Annotated in this window: 21 protein-coding genes; 11 read left to right on the top strand and 10 right to left on the bottom strand. The window is 63.4% G+C overall.

The annotated features are described in order from the left end of the window. The 5 genes from EOA86_RS01715 to EOA86_RS01695 all read right to left on the bottom strand — a co-directional run. On the bottom strand, positions 1-417 hold a 417-nt coding region (locus tag EOA86_RS01715), incomplete at its 3' end, for a PLP-dependent transferase (protein ID WP_206629945.1). Positions 418-575: 158 nt separating this feature from the next. Next, positions 576-1,097 (bottom strand): CoA-binding protein, encoded by a 522-nt coding sequence (locus EOA86_RS01710; RefSeq protein WP_128340529.1) that lies wholly within the window; start codon positions 1,095-1,097, stop codon positions 576-578. Beyond that, complete coding sequence (locus EOA86_RS01705) at positions 1,094-1,870, bottom strand: AAA family ATPase (protein ID WP_128340528.1); 777 nt, start codon at positions 1,868-1,870, stop codon at positions 1,094-1,096. The genes EOA86_RS01710 and EOA86_RS01705 overlap by 4 nt, the downstream gene beginning before the upstream one ends. 10 nt (positions 1,871-1,880) lie before the next feature. Beyond that, a complete protein-coding gene (locus EOA86_RS01700) occupies positions 1,881-2,303 on the bottom strand; it encodes a VOC family protein (RefSeq protein ID WP_065008089.1) in 423 nt (140 codons plus the stop codon). Positions 2,304-2,305: 2 nt separating this feature from the next. Beyond that, complete coding sequence (locus EOA86_RS01695; RefSeq protein WP_095521887.1) at positions 2,306-3,127, bottom strand: enoyl-CoA hydratase; 822 nt, start codon at positions 3,125-3,127, stop codon at positions 2,306-2,308. A gap of 170 nt (positions 3,128-3,297) precedes the next feature. On the opposite strand from EOA86_RS01695, the gene EOA86_RS01690 reads away from it, so the two are divergent. The 4 genes from EOA86_RS01690 (at position 3,298) to rpsI (ending at position 5,722) form a co-directional block, all read left to right on the top strand. Then, positions 3,298-3,762, top strand: a complete 465-nt coding sequence (locus tag EOA86_RS01690; protein ID WP_128340527.1) for a PaaI family thioesterase — start codon at positions 3,298-3,300, stop codon at positions 3,760-3,762. Positions 3,763-3,858: 96 nt separating this feature from the next. Beyond that, on the top strand, positions 3,859-4,509 hold the full coding sequence (locus EOA86_RS01685; RefSeq protein WP_127211589.1) for a LysE family translocator: 651 nt from the start codon (positions 3,859-3,861) through the stop codon (positions 4,507-4,509). A 264-nt stretch (positions 4,510-4,773) separates the two neighbouring features. Beyond that, complete coding sequence (gene rplM / locus EOA86_RS01680; RefSeq protein WP_128340526.1) at positions 4,774-5,238, top strand: 50S ribosomal protein L13; 465 nt, start codon at positions 4,774-4,776, stop codon at positions 5,236-5,238. 1 nt (position 5,239) lies between these two features. Further along, complete coding sequence (gene rpsI, locus EOA86_RS01675) at positions 5,240-5,722, top strand: 30S ribosomal protein S9 (RefSeq protein ID WP_023717316.1); 483 nt, start codon at positions 5,240-5,242, stop codon at positions 5,720-5,722. A 20-nt stretch (positions 5,723-5,742) separates the two neighbouring features. On the opposite strand, the gene EOA86_RS01670 is transcribed toward rpsI, so the two are convergent. After that, a complete protein-coding gene (locus EOA86_RS01670; RefSeq protein ID WP_128340525.1) occupies positions 5,743-6,702 on the bottom strand; it encodes a LysR family transcriptional regulator in 960 nt (319 codons plus the stop codon). A gap of 95 nt (positions 6,703-6,797) precedes the next feature. Between EOA86_RS01670 and EOA86_RS01665 the strand changes: the two genes are divergently transcribed. Then, positions 6,798-7,670, top strand: a complete 873-nt coding sequence (locus tag EOA86_RS01665) for an aldo/keto reductase family oxidoreductase (RefSeq protein WP_128340524.1) — start codon at positions 6,798-6,800, stop codon at positions 7,668-7,670. A gap of 56 nt (positions 7,671-7,726) precedes the next feature. Here EOA86_RS01665 and EOA86_RS01660 read toward each other — a convergent pair whose 3' ends face one another. Next, the gene (locus EOA86_RS01660; protein ID WP_065008084.1) at positions 7,727-8,785 is read right to left on the bottom strand and encodes a glycerophosphodiester phosphodiesterase family protein; all 1,059 of its coding nucleotides are present in this window, start codon (positions 8,783-8,785) and stop codon (positions 7,727-7,729) included. Positions 8,786-9,187: 402 nt separating this feature from the next. Between EOA86_RS01660 and speB the strand changes: the two genes are divergently transcribed. The 3 genes from speB to EOA86_RS01645 are packed head-to-tail and all read left to right on the top strand — an operon-like array spanning position 9,188 to position 11,998. Beyond that, positions 9,188-10,195 carry an agmatinase gene (gene speB / locus EOA86_RS01655; RefSeq protein ID WP_065008083.1) on the top strand — a complete coding sequence of 336 codons (1,008 nt, stop codon included), beginning with the start codon at positions 9,188-9,190 and terminating at the stop codon, positions 10,193-10,195. 30 nt (positions 10,196-10,225) lie between these two features. Further along, the gene (argC, locus tag EOA86_RS01650; protein ID WP_127212776.1) at positions 10,226-11,158 is read left to right on the top strand and encodes an N-acetyl-gamma-glutamyl-phosphate reductase; all 933 of its coding nucleotides are present in this window, start codon (positions 10,226-10,228) and stop codon (positions 11,156-11,158) included. Beyond that, positions 11,159-11,998, top strand: coding sequence for an aminoglycoside phosphotransferase family protein (locus EOA86_RS01645; protein WP_128340523.1), 840 nt, complete (start codon positions 11,159-11,161; stop codon positions 11,996-11,998). Here the strand turns inward: EOA86_RS01645 and EOA86_RS01640 are convergent. Then, positions 11,988-13,079 (bottom strand): COX15/CtaA family protein, encoded by a 1,092-nt coding sequence (locus tag EOA86_RS01640; protein WP_128340522.1) that lies wholly within the window; start codon positions 13,077-13,079, stop codon positions 11,988-11,990. The two genes, EOA86_RS01645 and EOA86_RS01640, sit on opposite strands and share 11 nt — an antisense overlap. A 152-nt stretch (positions 13,080-13,231) precedes the next feature. Here EOA86_RS01640 and EOA86_RS01635 point away from each other — a divergent pair, with 152 nt between their 5' ends. Next, entirely contained in the window at positions 13,232-13,450 is a 219-nt protein-coding gene (locus tag EOA86_RS01635) for a DUF2842 domain-containing protein (protein ID WP_065008079.1), read from the top strand. Between the two features lie 523 nt (positions 13,451-13,973). Continuing rightward, complete coding sequence (locus tag EOA86_RS01630) at positions 13,974-15,719, top strand: adenylate/guanylate cyclase domain-containing protein (protein ID WP_128340521.1); 1,746 nt, start codon at positions 13,974-13,976, stop codon at positions 15,717-15,719. A 296-nt stretch (positions 15,720-16,015) separates the two neighbouring features. Here the strand turns inward: EOA86_RS01630 and EOA86_RS01625 are convergent, their stop codons facing one another. Beyond that, positions 16,016-17,071, bottom strand: coding sequence for a polysaccharide deacetylase family protein (locus EOA86_RS01625; protein WP_128340520.1), 1,056 nt, complete (start codon positions 17,069-17,071; stop codon positions 16,016-16,018). 89 nt (positions 17,072-17,160) lie between these two features. On the opposite strand from EOA86_RS01625, the gene EOA86_RS01620 reads away from it, so the two are divergent. Next, entirely contained in the window at positions 17,161-18,390 is a 1,230-nt protein-coding gene (locus tag EOA86_RS01620) for a GNAT family N-acetyltransferase (protein ID WP_128340519.1), read from the top strand. A 48-nt stretch (positions 18,391-18,438) separates the two neighbouring features. Here the strand turns inward: EOA86_RS01620 and EOA86_RS01615 are convergent. Further along, the coding region (locus EOA86_RS01615) for a tyrosine-protein kinase family protein (protein ID WP_245497076.1) at positions 18,439-19,123 on the bottom strand (685 nt) is incomplete at its 5' end.

Here is a 19,123-nt window from a genome sequence, read left to right as displayed (position 1 = left end):
GGTCGAGATCTCGTTGGTGTCGGCCCAGCGCACCTGCCAGCCGAAATTCTTGAAGGCGTGGCCGAACTGGTTGATCGAGCCGCCGTAAAGCCTTGTCGCGGAGACGAAATTGTCGCCGGGCTGCATCAGATTATGGAAGACGAGCACCTGCGCGGCATGGCCCGACGCCACGGCTAGCCCCGCCGTGCCGCCTTCGAGTGCCGCGATACGCTCTTCCAGCACCGACTGCGTCGGGTTCATGATGCGGGTGTAGATGTTGCCGAAGGCCTTTAGCCCGAACAGCGACGCGGCATGGTCGGCATCATCGAAGACAAAGGAGGTCGTCTGGTAGATCGGCGTGGCACGCGCGCCGGTCGCCGGATCGGGCTTGGCACCCGCATGGACGGCGAGTGTGTTGAAACCGGGCGTGCGGGTCATCGAATACCTCCCCTGAATGCTGAATGCTGAATGGTGAATGGTGAATGGTGAATGGTGAATGGTGATGGCAAAGTCGGCCAGCCTCATCCTGATTGCAAGCGGCTCATATGCCGCTTTGCCCGCCTTCCAGAAAAATCCTTCTATTCACCATTCACTACCTATTTCTGGCGAACGCCGAAGCTCTGGAATCCCGGCCGCATCAGCGGCTTCTTCGACGACAGCACGCCGGAATTAACGCCGGTCCAGCCGATTTCGCCCGACAGCTTGCCATATTCGATCTTGGGGCAGCGGTTCATCACCACCTTGATGCCGGCGGCCTCTGCGCGCGCCGCCGCCTCGTCATGGCGCACGCCAAGCTGCATCCAGATGACTTTCGGCAACCGATCGAGCCGCAAGACCTCGTCGACGACGCCCGGCACTGCCGTGGAGCCGCGAAAAACGTCGACCATGTCGATCGGCTCGGGAACATCGGCGAGCCTGGCATAGGTCATCCGGCCAAGGATTTCCTTGCCGGCCTGGCCGGGGTTGATCGGGAACACCGAAAATCCCTTGCCCAGCAGGTATTTCAGCACGAAGTAGCTCGGCCGGACATCGTTGGCGGACGCGCCGACCATGGCGATGGTCTTCACCGAATTGAGGATGCCGGCGATATAGGCATTGTCGTAGGCGTCGTGGTTCATGCCACGTCCTCATACAGAGCTTCGGCGAGAAAACCATCCGGGTCGTTGCAGAAACTGCGCATCATGCGGAAATGATCGGTATCGTGAAAATCGGTCAGGTCGAGGCCGAACCGGCTGATGCGGAACAGCCGCGCGCCGGGACAGGCCATCAGCAGCGGCGAATGCGTCGCCATGATCACTTGCGCCGTGCCTGATAGATCCATCCGCCGCAGCATCCTGATCAGCTCGATCTGACGCGTCGGCGACAAAGCGCTTTCGGGCTCGTCGAGGATGTAGATGCCTTGCCGGCGGCAGCGCTCCTCGAAGAAGCGGATGAAGCCCTCGCCATGCGACCAGGACAGGAAATCGGGCGGCGCCGCACCAGAATCCAGCGCCGCTTGGTCGAGATAGCGCGCCACGGAGTAAAAAGATTCGGCGCGAAAGAACCAGCCGGCGGTGACCTTTGGCAGCCAGTGGCCGCGCATCGTTGCGGCGAGCGCCGCGCCGCTCTTGTCGATGGCGCGGGAGTGGTCGATGGGCATGTAGCCCTTGCCGCCGCCGGCTTCATCGTATCCGGCCAGCGCGCCGATCGCCTCGAGCAGCGTCGATTTGCCGGTGCCGTTCTCGCCGACGATGATGGTGATCGGCGTGGTGAATTCGAGTTCGAAATCGTGGCTGCGGAAGATCGGCAGATTCCAGGGATATTTTTCCCAATCTGCGACACGGCTGGGCTCGATCAGGATGCGCTTGAGATAGGGCGCATTCAGCCGCGTCAGTTGCTTGCGAGGAGCCATGCGACGGCGGTCAGCCCGGCAGCGAGATGCTGCCGTCTTCCGCGATCGGAAAAGCCGGATTGTGCGCCACTTCCCAGACATGCCCTTCCGTGTCGGCGAAATAGCCATACCAGCCGCCCCAGAAGGCGCGACCGGCCGGTTTGACGATACGACCGCCGGCCTTCTCGGCCATCGCCAGCATGTGATCGACTTCCGTGTCGGAGCGGGTGTTGTAAGCGAGGTAGATCGCCGACGGCGCCGTGCCGAAGGTGATGCCTGAATCCTCTTCGGCGCTTTCGCGCGGAAACAGCCCGAGAATGACGCCGCCCATCTGGAAGAAGGCGACGCCATCGGTGATTCCAGCATGGCGGGTCAGGCCCATCGCCTCGTAGAAGCGTGTGGCGCGCTCCAGATCGTCGACGGCGATGGTGATAATGGAGATGCGGGGCTCCATGTCTATTCCTCCGTCCATTCCGGCTTGCGTTTGCCGATGAAGGCGCCGATGCCCTCTTCCGCGTCGCGCGCCAGCATGTTGTCGACCATGACGCGGCCGGTATAGGCATAAGCCTCGGCAAGCCCCATCTCGGCCTGCGCGTAGAAGGCTTCCTTGCCGGTCTTCACGACCAAAGATGATTTGGCGGCAATGGTTTGCGCGTATTTGGTGACAATCTGATTCAGATATTCGCGCGGCACGACCCGGTTGACGAGGCCGAATTCCTTGGCCGTCGCAGCATCGATCGTCTCGCCGGTCAAAAGCATCTCCATAGCGTGCTTTCGCGAGACATTGCGCGACAGCGCCACCATCGGCGTCGAGCAGAACAGGCCGATATTGACGCCGGGCGTGCAGAAGGTCGCCTCATGCGAGGCGATCGCCAGATCACAGCTCGCGACCAGTTGCGCCCCCGCGGCCGTCGCCAGACCATCGACCTCGGCGATCACCGGCCTGGGATGGCGCACGATCGCCTGCATCAGCGCCGCGCAAGCGGTAAACGTCTCCTCGAAGAACGCCTTGCCGCGGTCGGGATCGCCACGGTGCGCGGTCATTTCCTTGAGATCGTGGCCGGCGCAGAACACCTTTCCGGCGGCCGCCAGGATGATGACGCGGACGGATCTGTCTGATTTCGCGCGGTCGAGTTCCGCCGTCAGCGCCGCCATGACCGCCAGCGACAGGGCATTGGCCGGCGGATTAGCGAGCGTGAGGCGCAGGACGCCCTTGTCCAGCCTCGCCACGACAGGACCTTCGGCAACAGCCGGCTTGATCGCGACGATTTCAGCCATTTCTCCAACCTCTTCATCGGCCAGCGGCATCGCATGCGCGGGCCATGGAACAAAAGAACTAGCACGCTGCCGATTGAAGAACAGTCGTCAGACGTGTTTTCTCATGAGCAACAATTGGCCCAGCCGCCTTATTCGGCAAGCCGAGATCAGCACGATCAACGAGGAACATAATGGCCGAGCAGAGGAACCTCAAACCGGTGCTAACCGCGGCCGAAGTCAATGCCTTGATGGAAAGCGTCTATCCCCAGCTCAACAACCAGTTCACCTTCTACGAGGCGATCGACGTGTTTCCGGGCGGCTGCACGGTGCGGCTGAATGCCGGCGAGCGGCATTTGCGCCCTGGCGGAACGGTGTCGGGCTCGTCGCTGTTCACGCTGGCCGACATAGGCGGCTATGTCTGCGTGCTTTCGCATGCCGGGCCCGATGCGCTTTCTGTCACCACCAATCTCAATATCAATTTTGTCCGCAAGGCCGAGGCCGGGCCGATCGACGGCCATTGCCGCATCCTGAAGCTGGGCAAGAGCCTGATGGTGTTCGATATCGACATCGTCGCCGGACCGGACGGACACACAGTGGCCCACGCCACGGGAACCTATTCGATCCCGCCGAGGAAGAGCTTTCAATCGCAAGCCTGATTTGCCGGCGAATACGTTTTGCGCTCGTTCCAAGCGAACCCAACGGAACGAAACGTCCGACAAAACGTTCGCAGCACCAATCAGACCCGCAAAAACATGCCCGAACTTCCCACCTATCTGGCGTTCCTGGTCGCAGTGCTTGGCTATCAGCTGTCCGGCCCCGGACCGGACATGCTTCTGGTAATCAGCCGCGGTATCGGACAGGGCCGGCGGGCGGCACTGGCAACGGCGACCGGCTGCGTTTTCGCAGGCGTGATCCAGATTCCGTTGCTGGCAATGGGACTTGCATCGCTAATCACGTCCTCGCCTATCTCGTATGGCCTGCTGCAAGTGCTCGGAGCGGCGTACCTCATTGCAATCGGGACAAAGTTCTTGCTCGTGCGCAACGAAGCGGAAACAAACAGCATCGTCGCGGCCAAGGAGGGAGGCCTGGCGGGCGCCTTTTGGCAAGGCATGATCTGCAACCTGACCAACCCTACCGCACTCGTTTTCATGCTCGCAGTGCTGCCGCAGTTCGTCCATGCCTCCACAGGATCGTCGGCGATGCAGTTTGTCGTACTCGGGACCACCATGAAGGCTACGGGCCTTCTGGTCCTGGGGGCTGTAGCCTTCGCCTCAGGTGCGGTCGGCGCCTGGCTGGCACGCAACTCCGGTTTTCTTGTCTGGCAAGAACGCCTGGCCGGTGCGATCATGATCGCCGTCGGCATCAAACTGCTGCTGGCCGCAATTATTCCGGGCCGGCGCTAAACCAAGTTTGATGGATTCGAATGCGGTATAATGATACCTCAACTACAACCCGTTGATTTTACACAATAATCCTTTTATGATGACGGGAAAAGTAGCTTGACTGCATAACTCTCCTCCCCTATAAGCCTTCACGAAGCAGCGGCCCCGCAAGGCCGCCGTTTTGTTATTGGCGGCGGGCAAGCGCTCACGGTCAATCCAAGCAACAAGAAACGCCTTTCCTTGTCATTCGTCGATGGGGAAGGTCCGAACCGAAAGCAACAATTCATGGCAACCTTTTCGCAGAAGCCTGCGGATGTGGTGAAGAAGTGGGTGCTGATCGACGCCGAGGGTCTCGTCGTCGGCCGTCTCGCCACTGTCATCGCCAATCATCTTCGCGGCAAACACAAGCCCACCTTCACCCCGCATGTCGACGACGGCGACAACGTCATCGTCATTAATGCCGACAAGGTGGTGTTCACCGGCAAGAAATTCACCGACAAGGTCTATTACTGGCACACCGGCCATCCCGGCGGCATCAAGGAGCGCACCGCGCGCCAGCTGCTCGAGGGCCGTTTTCCCGAGCGTGTCGTCGAGAAGGCCGTCAAACGCATGATCCCGCGTGGCCCGCTCGGCCGTCGCCAGATGAAGAATCTCCGCGTCTATGCAGGCACGGAACATCCGCATGTCGCCCAGCAGCCCGTCACGCTCGACGTGGCCAAGCTGAACGCCAAGAACAAGAAGGTTTCGTAAAATGGCTGAGCTTTCCTCGCTCGCAGAACTCGGAACTGCCACCGGCAACACCAACACGCAGCCGGCTGCACCCGTCCATGTCCAGAAGCTCGACAAGTCGGGCCGCGCCTATGCCACCGGCAAGCGCAAGAACGCCATCGCGCGCGTCTGGGTGAAGCCCGGCTCTGGCAAGATCGTCGTCAACGACAAGGTGTTCGCCGAATATTTCGCACGTCCGGTCCTGCAGATGATCCTTAACCAGCCGATCATCGCCGCCAACCGCGCCGGCCAGTACGACATCGTCGCCACGGTCATCGGCGGCGGGCTTTCCGGCCAGGCCGGTGCCGTGCGCCACGGCATCTCCAAGGCGCTGACCTATTACGAGCCGGCGCTGCGCGCCGTGCTCAAGAAGGGCGGCTTCCTGACCCGCGACAGCCGCGTCGTCGAGCGCAAGAAGTACGGCAAGGCGAAGGCCCGCCGCTCCTTCCAGTTCTCCAAGCGCTAAGCTCTACGCAGCCGCATAGGTCAAAGGCCGCCTTCGGGTGGCCTTTTTCTTTGTGCCGACTTCGCTGAATGTCGGGATCGATCGGCCGATGCCCTGATGAAGTCGATAAACGCGCGCAGTGGAGCCGGCACGAGACGCCGGCCGGGATAATAGAGGAACGGCCCCGAGAAGCTCTGCCACCAGGGTTCGAGGACGGGTTCGAGCACACCGCTTTCGAAATGCGGGCGAAGCCAGTCCTCGAAGAGGCTGACAATGCCGGTACCGGCAATGGCTGCATCGACGGCGAGATCGGCCGCCCCGCCCAGGGTCACGAGAAGCGGCCCCGCCGGATCGACCTGCACCACCTCGCCGTCTCGCTCGAATTCCCAAAGCGGCATCGCGCCGCTGGCGAAGCGGCCGCGCAGGCAGGCGTGGCCGAGAAGATCGCGCGGGTGCTCAGGCCGGCCTTGGCGATCAAGGTAGGCGGGGCTGGCAGCGGTGGCGAAGCGCTGCACGCGCGGCCCGATCGGCACCGCGATCATGTCTTGTTCCAGCCGCTCATCGTAACGGATCCCGGCATCGCACCCCGCCGCCAACACATCGACAAAACTCTCCTCGGCGATCACCTCCAGCCGGATGCCGGGATAGGCGGCGAGGAACCGCGGAACTATGCGGGGCAGCACCAGCCGCGCCGCGCTGACCGGCACATTAAGGCGCAACGTACCTGCCGGCCGGTCGCGGAAGCCGTTCACAACGTCAAGTGCTGCCTCGACCTCGGTTAAGGCTGGACCGAGCCGGGCCAGCAAGCTCGCACCCGCTTCTGTCAGGACGACGCTGCGGGTCGTCCTGTTGAGCAGCCTGACACCGAGCTGCGTCTCGAGCCGGCGCACCGCCTCGCTCAAGCCCGACGCGCTGCCGCCGTTCGCGCGGGCGCCATCGCGAAAACCCTTGGCCCGCGCCACGGCCACGAAGGCGTTCAGGTCTCCGAGATCGATCTTCATTGTTCGATATTCCGTACAGCCCGTGCGGAATGTAGCCAATTATCGTAAGATCGGACAGCGCCTATCTCAGCGTCATCTTTGAACGGAGATAGACTATGTCCAGCATCGACTTTTCCGGCACGTTCACTCTCGGCGACCGCACCGTGAAGCGGCTCGGCTACGGCGCCATGCAGCTCGCAGGACCCGGCGTCTTTGGTCCGCCTGGAGATCACGACGCAGCCTTGGACGTGCTGCGCGAAGCCGTTGCGCGCGGGGTGAACCACATCGACACCAGCGACTTCTACGGCCCCCACGTCACCAATCTGCTGATCCGCGAGGCGCTCGCGCCCTATTCCGACGATCTGACGATCGTCACGAAGATCGGTGCGCGTCGCGGCGCGGATGGCTCGTGGCTCCCCGCCTTCTCGTCCGAAGCGCTGACCCAGGCGGTGCACGACAATCTGCGCAATCTCGGGCTCGATGTGCTGGACGTGGTCAATCTCAGGATCATGTTCGACGCGCATGGGCCCGCCGAAGGATCGATCGAGGCGCCGCTCACTGTGCTGGCCGAGCTGCAGCGACGGGGTTTTGTGCGCCACATCGGGCTAAGCAATGTCACGTCAGCACAGATCGAAGAGGCGCGACGGATCGCCGAGATCGTCTGCGTGCAGAACCAATACAATCTGGCGCACAGGGGCGACGATGTCTTGATCGACAAACTCGCCCGCGACGGCATCGCCTATGTGCCGTTCTTTCCACTCGGCGGCTTCAACCCGCTGCAGTCGTCTACCCTATCCGGCGTCGCTCAGCGCCTCGGCGTCACACCGATGCAGGTCGCCCTCGCCTGGCTACTCGGTCGCGCGCCCAATATCCTGCTCATTCCCGGCACCTCATCGGTCGCACATCTCATTGAGAACCTTGCCGCAGCCGAACTCGATCTGCCGGAGGATGTCGCCAGGGAATTGGACGGAGTAGCGATGGCCGCCTGACAGCGGGCTGGCGACCATCCAGGGAAGCGGCTCCCTTGCCCCCGCTCCGATCCAGTCTAGTTGATGCTTGCGGTGTTCGCCGGCTCCGCCGGCCGCGTCTCATCAGAATAAGGCACGCGGTAGCCGTTCGCTGCCAGCCAGTCGATCGCCGCTTTCGGCTCGTCGGTCTGGATGATGGTGGCGCCGCGCTCGGCCCAGAAGCCGTACGTCTCGCGCGGCAGACTGGCGAGCACCGCCAACTCGTCGCCGCGACCGCCGGCAAGGAAGCCGCCCGGCTTATTGACGATAGCGTAGGTATTGGCCCAGATGTGCCAGTCGCCCCTTATCGCCGCCGCGCGCATACGGGGGCTGAACAGCGGACCGCCGGTGTCGGTCAGCGTCTCCGATCCCGCGCGCCAGTTGATCATCTCGACCGCGCGCGGCGAAAAGATCCCGCTGACTTTCTCGGCGAAACCGGCGTCGCGAACCGCGTCATCGGCGATAATCGGCATGAACTGGAAACCACTGCCGATCGCGCCCATGGCGGCTTTGACAGTGGTGATTCTGGCCGGATTCCACAGGTTCTCCTTGACGATCACCTGTTCGGCCATGCCCAGATCGCGCGCGACTGCGATCATGCCGGCCAGGCTGTCGACATCGAGCTTGTTGTCGATGTTGATGAGTATCCTGTCCTTGGTCGCCATCAGCATTTCGCGCAGCGTCGAAACCGGCTCATCGGTGACAGCGCCGGTGCCTTCGATCACCAGTCTGCAGGTTTTGAGCTCGGCCAGCGTGCGCTTGATCACCTCGCCATTGCAATTCGTCGTGCGGTCGAGCCAGCTGTCATGCATGACGACGAACTGGCCGTCCTTCGAGCGCCTGACGTCGACCTCGACGATTTCGGCACCCAGCGCGATCGATGCCTCGACGGCGGCGATCGAGTTCTCCGCATAGAGCGTCTTGCGGGCCTGCATACTGCCGGCGCGGTGTGCCGCCACCATGACATGGTCGCGCCACTGGTTGGCGTGTTCGAAACGGTCGAGAATTTGTCTGGCGCGTGTTTCGCCTGCCGATGCCGTGCCTGTGAAGAGCACCGAGGCGGCGGCAAGCAGAAGGTTCAGCCAGGTCGTTCGCATGAGAATCGCTCCGTACCGGATGCAAACCCGGTTAAGCGACACACGTGACAGCCTGGTGAACAAAGCCGGCTTCGCAAATGCCGGAAGTCCGGTCAATGCCGGCTGGAGCGGCCGTTCTGAAACCTCGAACCGGCAATCAGCAGGTCGCCGGCAATCAGCTTGCCGAGATGCTTGGCGCGCCCATATCTGGTCCGCTCCGCGGCCGACACCATCCCATGCGGAGGCGGATGTCTACTTACGGTTGCATTGATGCTTACCTAAGCAATTCCTGGTTGGCCATGCGGGCTCACCCGGCAAGCAAGAATTTGTGACCGGGCTCGAATGGCCATGGCCTCGGAAGGGGTCGCATTTCTGAGAATTATATCCAATAAGGTTGCGCCTCGACGCTCAGGAGATCGCTTCATGCCGAACAGCAACATCGACCACGCCTTCACCGCCCGGGCCAGGACGGGTGCGTCCTTCGAGCCGACCTATGCCGGCGCGCTGTCGTTCATGCGACGCAAATACACGAAGGACGTGAAGGGCGCGGACGCGGTGGTGTGGGGCATCCCCTTCGACGCCGCCGTCACCAACCGGCCGGGCGCGCGCTTCGGGCCGCAGGCGATTCGCCGCGCCTCGACCATCCTCGACAACGATCCGCAGTATCCGTTTTCGCGCGATCTGTTCGAATATCTCGCCGTGGTCGACTATGGCGATTGCCTGCTCGACAGCGGCAATCACCAGAAGACTCCGGGGACGATCGAGCGCGAGGCAGCAAAGATCCTGAAATCTGGCGCGTTCCTGCTATCGCTCGGCGGCGACCATTTCGTCACCTGGCCGCTGCTCAAGGCGCATGCCGCCATCCACGGCCCACTTGCCCTCGTGCAGTTCGACGCCCACCAGGACACTTGGCCGGACGACGGCAAGCGCATCGACCACGGCTCCTTCGTCGGCCGCGCGGTCAAGGACGGGATTGTCGACCCCGACCGCTCGATCCAGATCGGCATCCGCACCCATGCGCCCGAAACCTTCGGCATCAAGATCCTGTACGGCCACGAAGTTGAGGAAATGCGCGCGTCCGATATCGCTTATGCCATCGTCGATCGTACCGGCGGCAAAAAAGCCTACGTCACCTTCGATATCGATTGCCTGGACCCGGCCTTCGCGCCCGGCACCGGCACCCCGGTCGCCGGCGGGCCGTCCTCGGCAAAAATCCTGTCGGTGCTGCGCCAGATCAATCAGGTCGATATCGTCGGCGCCGATGTCGTGGAGGTTGCGCCGGCCTATGATCACGCCGATATAACGGCAATTGCCGGGTCGACAGTCGCTATGCATTATCTCGGGCTCCTGGCGGAACGAAAGGCTCGACTCGAAGAGCTGAACAGCGGCAATCAGGCCGTCGCCGCATTGAATCAGGCAAGTGGCATATAACTTCGAAGTATCAGGGAATTCAGGCAGGCAATGAAACCGAAAATCTTCATCGACGGCGAGCACGGCACCACCGGTCTGCAGATCAGGGCGCTGCTTGCCGAACGCGGCGACCTGGAGATCATCTCCATCCCGACCGAGCGCCGCAAGGAACCGGCAGCTAGAGCCGAGTTCCTCAACGCCGCCGACGTCGCGATCCTGTGCCTGCCGGATGCAGCCGCAAAAGAAAGCGTTTCGCTGATCACCAACGACACCACAAGGGTCATCGACGCCTCGACCGCGCATCGCGTCGCCGAAGGTTGGGAATACGGCTTCGCCGAAATGGACAAGGATCAGGCGCGGAAAATCGCTTCGGCGAAGCGCGTCGCCAATCCGGGCTGCTGGCCGCAAGGCCCGATCGCGACGCTCAGGCCGCTGGTGGCAGCCGGGCTGTTGCCGCCGGATTTTCCGGTCACCGTCAATGGCATTTCGGGCTATTCGGGCGGCGGCCGACCGATGATCGAGGACTATGTCGCCAAGGGCGAGGATGCCTCGGAATTCCTGCCCTACGGGCTGACCCTGCAGCACAAGCATGTGCCGGAGCTCAGGACCTATGCGAAGCTGTCGCATGACCCGATCATGCAGCCGGCGGTCGGCAATTTCGCGCAAGGCATGATCACCGTGGTGCCGTTGCAGCTCGGCGGCCTCGACTATGTACCGACGGGCGCCGAGCTTCATGCGGCGATTGCCGACCATTTCGCCGCGATAGATGGCGGCGTGGTCGAGGTGGCGCCCTATGTGCATCTTGAACGCGTGCCGGAGATCGATCCCGAAATCTACAACGGCACCAACCGGATGAAGCTCTATGTCTTGGCCAATGACGACAGGGCCCAGGCGCTGCTGTTCGCCGTCTACGACAACCTCGGCAAGGGCGCCTCGGGTGCTGCCGTGCAGAACATGGATCTGATGCTCGGCCTCAAGCCCTGAATGGACGCTCCGACATTTCCAGAACGCTGGAAGGTCAGCGCGCCAGAACTGATTGCCGAGACGTTCAGCAGCCGCATCTGGAAGGTTGTTTGCGCGGACGGCGCGCCGGCGATCGTCAAGGCCCTCAAACCCTTCGACGATGTCGAAGACGAGTTGCGCGGCGAGCATTTTCTCGCCTGGCGGCGTGGCGAAGGCGCAGTGCAGCTGCTCGGCAGCGACGGCCACTGCATGCTGCTCGAATATGCCGGTGACAGGATGCTGTCGCAGGTTCTCGCGGAGCAGGGAGACAATGCCGCCACAGCAATCGCGGCCGAGGTGATGGCAAACCTGTTCTCGCCATCCGACCACCCTGCGCCACCGGATCTGCAGCCGCTGCGGGTACGGTTTTCCAGTCTGTTCAAGAAGGCGAAGATCGATCGCGACGCCGGCGAAAAAAGCCTCTACGTCGAAGCGGCTGCGACCGCGGAACGGCTGTTGGCCGATCCTGTCGACGTGCTGCCGCTGCATGGCGACCTGCATCACGACAATATCATGCAGGGACCGCGCGGCTGGTTGGCGATCGACCCAAAGGGCGTTCTCGGCGATCCCGGCTTCGATGCGGCGAACATGTTTTACAACCCGCTCGACCGCGACGACCTTTGCAGCGATCCCCGGCGGATTGCCCACATGGCTGAGATCTTCGCCAGAACGCTCGGCCAAACGCCGCCAGCCATCCTGGATCATGCCATCGCCTATGGCTGCCTGTCGGCGTCGTGGCACCATGAGGACGGCAACGCGATCGAGGAAGGCCGCGAATTGTCCATTGCCACGGCGATCAGGACGGTGCGGCTCAGCCCCTGACGGCGATCTGGTTGGGCAGCGGATAAGCGCCCTTGGTGCCGCGCCAATGCGCTGCAGCAAACCCTAGCAGGACAAGCGCGAATGCCTGATGCGTCAGCGCCATGTGCAGCGGCACGTGCATCAGCAGCGTGCCGATGCCGATCAACCCCTGCGCCAGCACCAGCAGAAACAACAACGTCGCGCGGTGCGCATGCGTCGTGCCTGGCTGGCGGCGGTGTGTCGCGATCATGTGCCAAAGTGCTGCGGCGAAGATCGCGTAGGCGCCGAGCCGGTGGATGAACTGAACCGTCTTCGGGCTCTCGAAGAAGTTGCGCCATGCCGGCTCGAGGATCATCAGATCGCCGGGGATGAGCTTGCCGTCCATCAGCGGCCAGGTGTTGTAGCTCAGGCCGGCGTCGAGCCCGGCGACCAGCCCGCCGAGATAGATCTGGATCAGCGCCAAAAGCACCAGAAAGCCGGCCAGACGCTGCGTCGAACGGTCGGCGGACGGTTCGGAATGAGGCGCGAGCCCGCGCGCCACCACCATGGTCGCGGTGAAGATCAGCGCGGCCAGCGTCAGATGCGTTGCCAGCCGGTATTGGCTGACGGAGACCCGGTCGACCAGTCCGGACGCCACCATCCACCAGCCGATCGCGCCCTGCAGGCCGCCGAGAAGAAGAATGCCTGATAGTTTCGGCCGAAGGCCGCGTTCGATGCGGCGCGTCGCCCAGAAAAACACCAGCGGCACGGCGAAAACCACGCCGACACCGCGCGCCAGGATCCGGTGCACCCATTCCCACCAGAAGATCGACTTGAACGCTTCGATGCTCATGCCCTTGTTGAGCTCGGCATATTGCGGGATCTGCTGGTAGCGCTGGAATTCCTCCTGCCATTCGGCGTCGTTGAGCGGCGGGATGATGCCGTGGATCGGCTTCCATTCGGTGATCGACAGGCCGGACTCGGTGAGCCTGGTGGCGCCGCCGACCAGCACCAGTACAAACAGCACCAGAAGCACGACGTAGAGCCAGCCACGCACCAGCGCCCGGTTGCGCAGGTCGCGGTCGCGGGCCACGAAAGGCGCGGCAGCTGATATGGCAGCCATAGGCTTGTCCCGGCAGGTTGCAGTCGCGGATTGGTGGACCATCGCAATCCCGCTGGCAAGACCGGACAGCGCGGCACGCCGTCGCGCCGCTTCTTGCGGGTTGCGTGCCTCTTCCGTTGGGCCTAAGCGATAGGGATCAACGGGATCGCGAAATGCCAATTCGCCTGAAAAAGCTGATCGGAACCTTCCTGCTGGTGGCGCTGGTCATCGTCTACGCACTGGTCGCATCGATCGTGGCGGTTGCCCAGCTGGCAGAATCGGGACCGTTGGCGCATTTTCTGTTCTTCCTGCTCAGCGGCATGCTGTGGGTGCTGCCGGCTATGGGCATCATCAAGTGGCTGATCCTGGAGCCGCCGCGGCCGAAGAATTGAGGCTCGCCCGCCGCCGCTAGATGGTGAAAGCCTGACGCTTGCTACCCGACGTGTAGGGTAGCTCAGGGTGGTTTTCTGCCTTCCGTGTCGCCGATCGGAACGCGCAGGCAGCGCCACTTTCCGACCTCAGCACCTCTAAGCGCGAACGTTGGTGTGATGTCCGATGCGCGCGTTCGTAGGGCATCTCGCTGTTACATCGCGGTGACAAAAGCACCGCCACGGTGGCGTCACCCGGTTACCAAGGGCAGCAAATATCACCGGCCTTCTGGGAGTGCGTGTCAGGGTCCCCAGAGGCTGCGTGGGCGTGTCGCCGGTTGGCTGTTAGCGCGGCGACTGGATCGCTCCACGCCTCGCAAGCGGGATAGCGAAATCTCGTGAAGGCAAGGTCAAGCTGCGTTCTCCGTTCTGAATCGGCGACGGGCGGCGGCTGGGAAAGATGGATGCCATGCACGTTGAGCGTCTGGAAGTTGGCGGGGCATTGGCGCGAGGCAGCCCGCGTGCGCGCGCCTGGCCGGGCGGTGCAATGACCGCGCAGCGCCGCCTCGCAGCGATCCTGGCTTGCGACGTGGTCGGCTATTCGCGCCTGATGGAGCGCGACGAGCGCGGCACGCTCGAGCGGCTCAAGACATACCGCAAAGACCTCCTCGAACCGCTGGTCTCCGAGCATCAGGGCCGGATCGTCAAGCTCACCGGCGACGGCATGCTGTGCGAGTTCGCGAGCATCGTCAACGCGGTGACCTCGGCGATGGCGATCCAGCAGGCTTTGGCAGAACACGAGGCGGAGACGCCCGAGGAAGAGCGGATTCGCTTCCGCATCGGCGTCAATCTCGGCGACGTGGTCTGCGAGGAGGACGGCGACCTCTACGGCGACGGTGTCAACATCGCCGCCCGCCTCGAAAGCATCGCCGATGCCGGCGCCGTGGTCGTCTCGGGCACCGCCTACGACCACCTTCAGGGCAAGCTCGACGGCGGCTTCACGCTGCTCGGCGACCTGCGCCTCAAGAACATCGAGCGGCCTGTGCGCCCCTATCGCGTCGAGACCGACCCCAGCGCCTCGGTGGCTGCACCGCCTCCCCTGCCCGCGAAACCCTCGATCGCGGTTCTGCCTTTCACCAACATGAGCGGCGACCCCGACCAGGAATACTTCGCCGACGGACTGGTGGAGGACATCATCACGGGATTGAGCCGGGTGAACTCCTTCTTCGTGATCGCCCGCAACTCGTCCTTCACCTACAAGGGCCGAGCGGTGGACCTGCGCCAGGTCGGGCGCGAACTGGGCGTCCGCTACGTGCTCGAAGGCAGCATCCGCAGAGCAGGATCGCGCGTGCGCATCAGTGGGCAGTTGGTGGACGCGATCAGCGGACACCATGTCTGGGCCGACCGCTTCGAGGGCGACGTGAGCGACATCTTCGACCTGCAGGACAAGGTAACCGAGAGCGTCGTGGGCGCCGTCGAGCCGAGCATCCGGCTGGAGGAGATCAAGCAGGCGCGCATGAAGCCGACCGTCTACATCGGTGCCTACGACCTCTACCTTCGCGCGCTGCCGCGCTTCTACAGCATGACGCGCGAAGGCTTTGCCGACGTGCGCCGGCTCACCAACGAGGCGCTCAGCATCGACCCAGGCTTCACCCTGGCGAAGGCACTCGGTGCCTATATCCGCAGCCTGTCCGTGAGTCAGTGCTGGCATGAGCCCGACGATATTCGCGTCGCCGTGCGCATGGCCCGCGAGGTGCTGGCGGACGCGCGAGACGACCCGACAAGCTTGCGTTTCGCTTCGCAGGTGATCGCCTACAGCGCCAAGGATTACGAGACGGCGCTGGACACGATCGAACGGTCCCTGCTCCTCAACCCCAATTCGGCGCAGGGCTATACGGGCAGCGGCTGGGTGAACGCCCATTCCGGCCGCCCACTCGTCGCGATCGAGCACTTCCACAGGGCAATGCGGCTGAGCCCGGTCGACCCAGAGAAGGGCATCGCGCTCTCCGGCATCGGGATGAGCTACCTGATGCTCGAACGCTACGAGGAAGCGCTGGCTTGGGGAGAACGAGCGCTGCGCGAGATGCCGAATTACGGCTCCTCGCACCGGGTGGTGATCATGGCGCTGGTCAAACTCAATCGGCCGGACGAAGCGCAGGCGGCGGCGCGGCGGCTGATGGAGGCGTTCCCGACCTACACGCTCGGCCTGCAGAGGCAGATCAACCCGTGGCGGGACAAGGTGTTCGCCGAGCGCTACGTCGAGGCGTTGGGTATTGCCGGCGTGCCGGAGTGATCGTCGCGTTTGCAAAGATGCCCTCTCCTGCGCGTCACGTCCGGCCAGGCGACGTCCCTTGATCCCGCGTCGCTTCTGGAAGGATAGTTCTCTGGCCGGGTTGTCCGAGGACTGTGCGCGTAGAGCAGCTGTGAACAGCCGGCGAGCTCTCTGTTGGGTTCGCGTCGAACTTCCGGTTTCCACCCTGACGAGACCTACCGACGGTCCAGACATATGTCGCCTTCTGGTCACGACGTTCCCTTGACCTCCCATCAGAGATGGTCCTCAAGGGGTCGGTTCTTGCCGGACTTTCACCACTAGATGGTGACAAGCATCTTGCCGGCATTGGCCAGCGGCGTCGTCACACCCGACAGCATCGTGCGGATATGGGCAACGCTCTGATAGCGACCGTTGACCGAAATGCGCGGCAGCGCTTGCAGGAAATCGGCATGTTCGGCGCGCAGCACGCCGTGGCGTGTCGTCACCGCCGAGGCATAGCCGGCGTCGCGGGCAATGCCGACTTCGCGGTCGCCAACGGCACTGGGATAGCCATAAGGATAGGCGAAATGGCGCGGCGCCTCGCCGAGTTCGGCCTGCAATATGCGCCTGACGTCCTCGACCTCGTGCCGCGCATCGGCTTCGGAAAGCCGCTTCAGATTGCGATGATTGACGGTGTGCGCGCCGATCGTCACCAGCGAATGCCCTGCCATGGCGCGGATCTCGTCCCAGTTCATCAACATGCTCTGGCGCGCGCCCAACTCGATACCGTTCGACCGCGTCAATTCGCGCAGCACCGCGCGCTGGTCCTCCTCGCGGACGTCCAGCGTCAGATAGTCGTGCAGGCGCGCGAAGGCCTGCAGTTTCCTGCCCGGGGTCGAGCAGTCGATCGTCACCGGACCGTTCGGTGTTGTCAGAATCAACCGGTCCCGCGCGCTGACGATGTCCTCGACCACCTCCCACCATAGATCGGCGGCGCCGTTTATCAGCCCTGGCGCGACATAGATTGTGACCGGCGCCCCGTGCTTTTCCAGCACCGGCAGCGCCTCGGTCATGTTGTCGCGGTAGGCGTCGTCGGCGGTGATCGCCGCGAACTGGCTACCCTTGCCGCCGGCCTTGATGCGCTCGATCGCCTCGTCCAGCGTGACGAACGTATAGCCGTGCGCCTTCATGTCGGCGATCACGGCGTCGAGGAACTCAGGCGCGATGTTGAGATGCCGGTTGACGCCATCAGGCTTTTCCGGCGTGGCGGTGACCCGATGCAGCATCAGGATGGCGCCGATGCCGCCGACGAACGGCTTGGCCAGCGGAGCAAGACCGGTATAACGGACGACGTTGAGCGCCAGTTTCCGGATTGCCTCGCCCCCGTCGATCATTCATTCACCTTTTGCGCCTAGGCTCATCCAAGCACGGAATGCCTATGCGAGCCCCCAATCGCGGTGAATACGCCCTAAAGGATTGAGGTATGGTTGACGCCACCGCGTCATTTGACGGCAATCGGCTCGAAGCAATGGAGGCGGCGCCGCGCGCGTTGCCAGCGGATCATCCTGGCCTGTCGGTCTCGGTCGCCGACGGTGCGGCACTTGCGGCCTATGCCGAGTTCTGCCGTTCGGCGCTGTTCGCGCCGGCACAGAGCCCGGCCTGGATCCTGAACTGGGCCAAATATGCCGAAGCGGATACTGTTTTGGCGACGCTGAACGCTGAAGGCCGACCGGTTTTTTCGTTGGCGCTGGAAGTCACCAGCAGCGGCCGGTTCCGCGTCGCCCGTTTCATGGGCGGTCGCCATGCCAACGGCAATTTCGCCGCCGCCGACCCGCATTGGCTGACCAGGGCGGATGGCGCGGCAATCCGCTCGATGCTGGCGGCGCTCGCCAGGGCGCGGCCGGACATCGACCTCGTCGCACTGGAACGGCTGCTGCCCGATCTCGACGGCGTTGCCAATCCGCTTGTCTCGCTTCCGCATTTTCCAAGCCCCAACCTGTCGCTGGCCGTCGACTTGGCGGGAGGCTTTGATGCACTGCTCTCCCGCGCGAGCGGCAAGCGCAGGCGTAAGAGGCACCGCTCGCAGGCGCGCAAGTTAGAAGCCGTCGGCAGCCACCGCCGCATCGAGGCCCAGACAGCGGACGAGGCGAACAGACTGCTTGATGCGTTTTTCGAGATGAAGGAGTTCCGCTTCCGCAAGATGTGCATCGCCAACGTCTTCGGTGAGCCGGAGGTTCGTGCTTTCTTCAGCGCGTTGTTCGTCGAAGCGCTTTCCGACGACAAGCCGTCCTTCGTGTTGCATGGGCTCGAAGTCGCCGGCAAGCTTCGCGCCGTCACCGGATCGAGCCGCTCGGGAAAACGCCTGATCTGCGAGTTCGGAGCGATCGCCGACGACGACCTCGCCCATGCCAGCCCCGGCGACTTTCTGTTCTTCGACAACATCGAGGAAGCCTGCGAGACGGGATTCGATGTCTATGATTTCTCGGTCGGCGACGAACCCTACAAGCGACTGTGGTGCGATATCGAGACCCAGCATTTCGAGGTCCTGATTCCGCTGACGATGAAGGGCCGCGCGCTGGTGTTTGTCCTGCGGCAAGGCGCGCGCCTGAAAACCTTCGTCAAGAACAGCCCGACGATCTGGAAGCTGACCAAGATGCTGCGCCGCAAGACGGCCGGACAGGCAGCACGTGCCGCGGGCGAAGACGACAGCTGACCGCTGCCGAGATTTCCGGAGCGTTCGAGCAGAATTATCCAACCCGTCTCAGGCGGCGGAGCGTCGCCCGGGTACCGGCGTCCCTGGCGTTTCATAGCCGACCGGCGTCACCAGCGTCAGGTCGGGATAGCCGCTCTCGATCAGCTCGACTGCGGCCTGCGCCACCTCGTCGTTCGGCTCCAGCAGCGACAGGAAGACCTCGGCGCCCTCGCCGACAAGGCGGTTGATGCCTTGCGCGTCGGCGGGTCCGCATTCGACCACGACCAGATCGTAGGCGGTGGTCAGGGACTGCATGATGATCGGCAGCCGGTCGGCGGCGCGCATGGCGCGGACCGGATCGGCAGTGCCGACGGGAATGACGTGGCAGTCCGAATAGAGATCGGGGTGGATCACGTCGCTGAACTGCGCTTCGGAGGCGAGCAGATTGGTAATCCCCGGGAACAGCCCGCTGTCCAGCATCGGCCGTAAGGCGGCGCCCGAGGCGGTGAGATCGAGCAGGAGCACACGCAGGCCGGCGTCGGAGACCTCACGCGCCACTAGCACCGACGAGGCGGCCGCTTCGTCGCCTTCCGGCGACACGAATATGGCGCGCGCCGCCCCGGTTGTGATCAGTTTTTCCACCGCCTTGTCGATTTCGACCTCGCCAAGGGTGGGGCGCGCCCGCTCGACGTCCTCGCCAGTTGCTGCGGCAGTTGCTTGCGCCGCGGCAGCCGCTTCCGGCTCTGCCTGCGCT

It is taken from the genome of Mesorhizobium sp. M5C.F.Ca.IN.020.32.2.1, assembly GCF_004023105.1.
In the GTDB taxonomy this organism is placed as follows: domain Bacteria; phylum Pseudomonadota; class Alphaproteobacteria; order Rhizobiales; family Rhizobiaceae; genus Mesorhizobium; species Mesorhizobium wenxiniae.
Note: the sequence above shows the minus strand (reverse complement) of the source record. Positions and strands in the feature narration are given on the sequence as shown.

Excerpts from the sequence above, each read along its gene's own strand:
- EOA86_RS01710 (WP_128340529.1), bottom strand. The coding sequence starts at position 1,097 with ATGAACCACGACGCCTACGACAATGCCTATATCGCCGGCATCCTCAAT.
- EOA86_RS01705 (WP_128340528.1), bottom strand. The coding sequence starts at position 1,870 with ATGGCTCCTCGCAAGCAACTGACGCGGCTGAATGCGCCCTATCTCAAG.
- EOA86_RS01700 (WP_065008089.1), bottom strand. The coding sequence starts at position 2,303 with ATGGAGCCCCGCATCTCCATTATCACCATCGCCGTCGACGATCTGGAG.
- EOA86_RS01695 (WP_095521887.1), bottom strand. The coding sequence starts at position 3,127 with ATGGCTGAAATCGTCGCGATCAAGCCGGCTGTTGCCGAAGGTCCTGTC.
- EOA86_RS01690 (WP_128340527.1), top strand. The coding sequence starts at position 3,298 with ATGGCCGAGCAGAGGAACCTCAAACCGGTGCTAACCGCGGCCGAAGTC.
- EOA86_RS01685 (WP_127211589.1), top strand. The coding sequence starts at position 3,859 with ATGCCCGAACTTCCCACCTATCTGGCGTTCCTGGTCGCAGTGCTTGGC.
- rplM (WP_128340526.1), top strand. The coding sequence starts at position 4,774 with ATGGCAACCTTTTCGCAGAAGCCTGCGGATGTGGTGAAGAAGTGGGTG.
- rpsI (WP_023717316.1), top strand. The coding sequence starts at position 5,240 with ATGGCTGAGCTTTCCTCGCTCGCAGAACTCGGAACTGCCACCGGCAAC.
- EOA86_RS01670 (WP_128340525.1), bottom strand. The coding sequence starts at position 6,702 with ATGAAGATCGATCTCGGAGACCTGAACGCCTTCGTGGCCGTGGCGCGG.
- EOA86_RS01665 (WP_128340524.1), top strand. The coding sequence starts at position 6,798 with ATGTCCAGCATCGACTTTTCCGGCACGTTCACTCTCGGCGACCGCACC.
- EOA86_RS01660 (WP_065008084.1), bottom strand. The coding sequence starts at position 8,785 with ATGCGAACGACCTGGCTGAACCTTCTGCTTGCCGCCGCCTCGGTGCTC.
- speB (WP_065008083.1), top strand. The coding sequence starts at position 9,188 with ATGCCGAACAGCAACATCGACCACGCCTTCACCGCCCGGGCCAGGACG.
- argC (WP_127212776.1), top strand. The coding sequence starts at position 10,226 with ATGAAACCGAAAATCTTCATCGACGGCGAGCACGGCACCACCGGTCTG.
- EOA86_RS01645 (WP_128340523.1), top strand. The coding sequence starts at position 11,159 with ATGGACGCTCCGACATTTCCAGAACGCTGGAAGGTCAGCGCGCCAGAA.
- EOA86_RS01640 (WP_128340522.1), bottom strand. The coding sequence starts at position 13,079 with ATGGCTGCCATATCAGCTGCCGCGCCTTTCGTGGCCCGCGACCGCGAC.
- EOA86_RS01635 (WP_065008079.1), top strand. The coding sequence starts at position 13,232 with ATGCCAATTCGCCTGAAAAAGCTGATCGGAACCTTCCTGCTGGTGGCG.
- EOA86_RS01630 (WP_128340521.1), top strand. The coding sequence starts at position 13,974 with ATGACCGCGCAGCGCCGCCTCGCAGCGATCCTGGCTTGCGACGTGGTC.
- EOA86_RS01625 (WP_128340520.1), bottom strand. The coding sequence starts at position 17,071 with ATGATCGACGGGGGCGAGGCAATCCGGAAACTGGCGCTCAACGTCGTC.
- EOA86_RS01620 (WP_128340519.1), top strand. The coding sequence starts at position 17,161 with ATGGTTGACGCCACCGCGTCATTTGACGGCAATCGGCTCGAAGCAATG.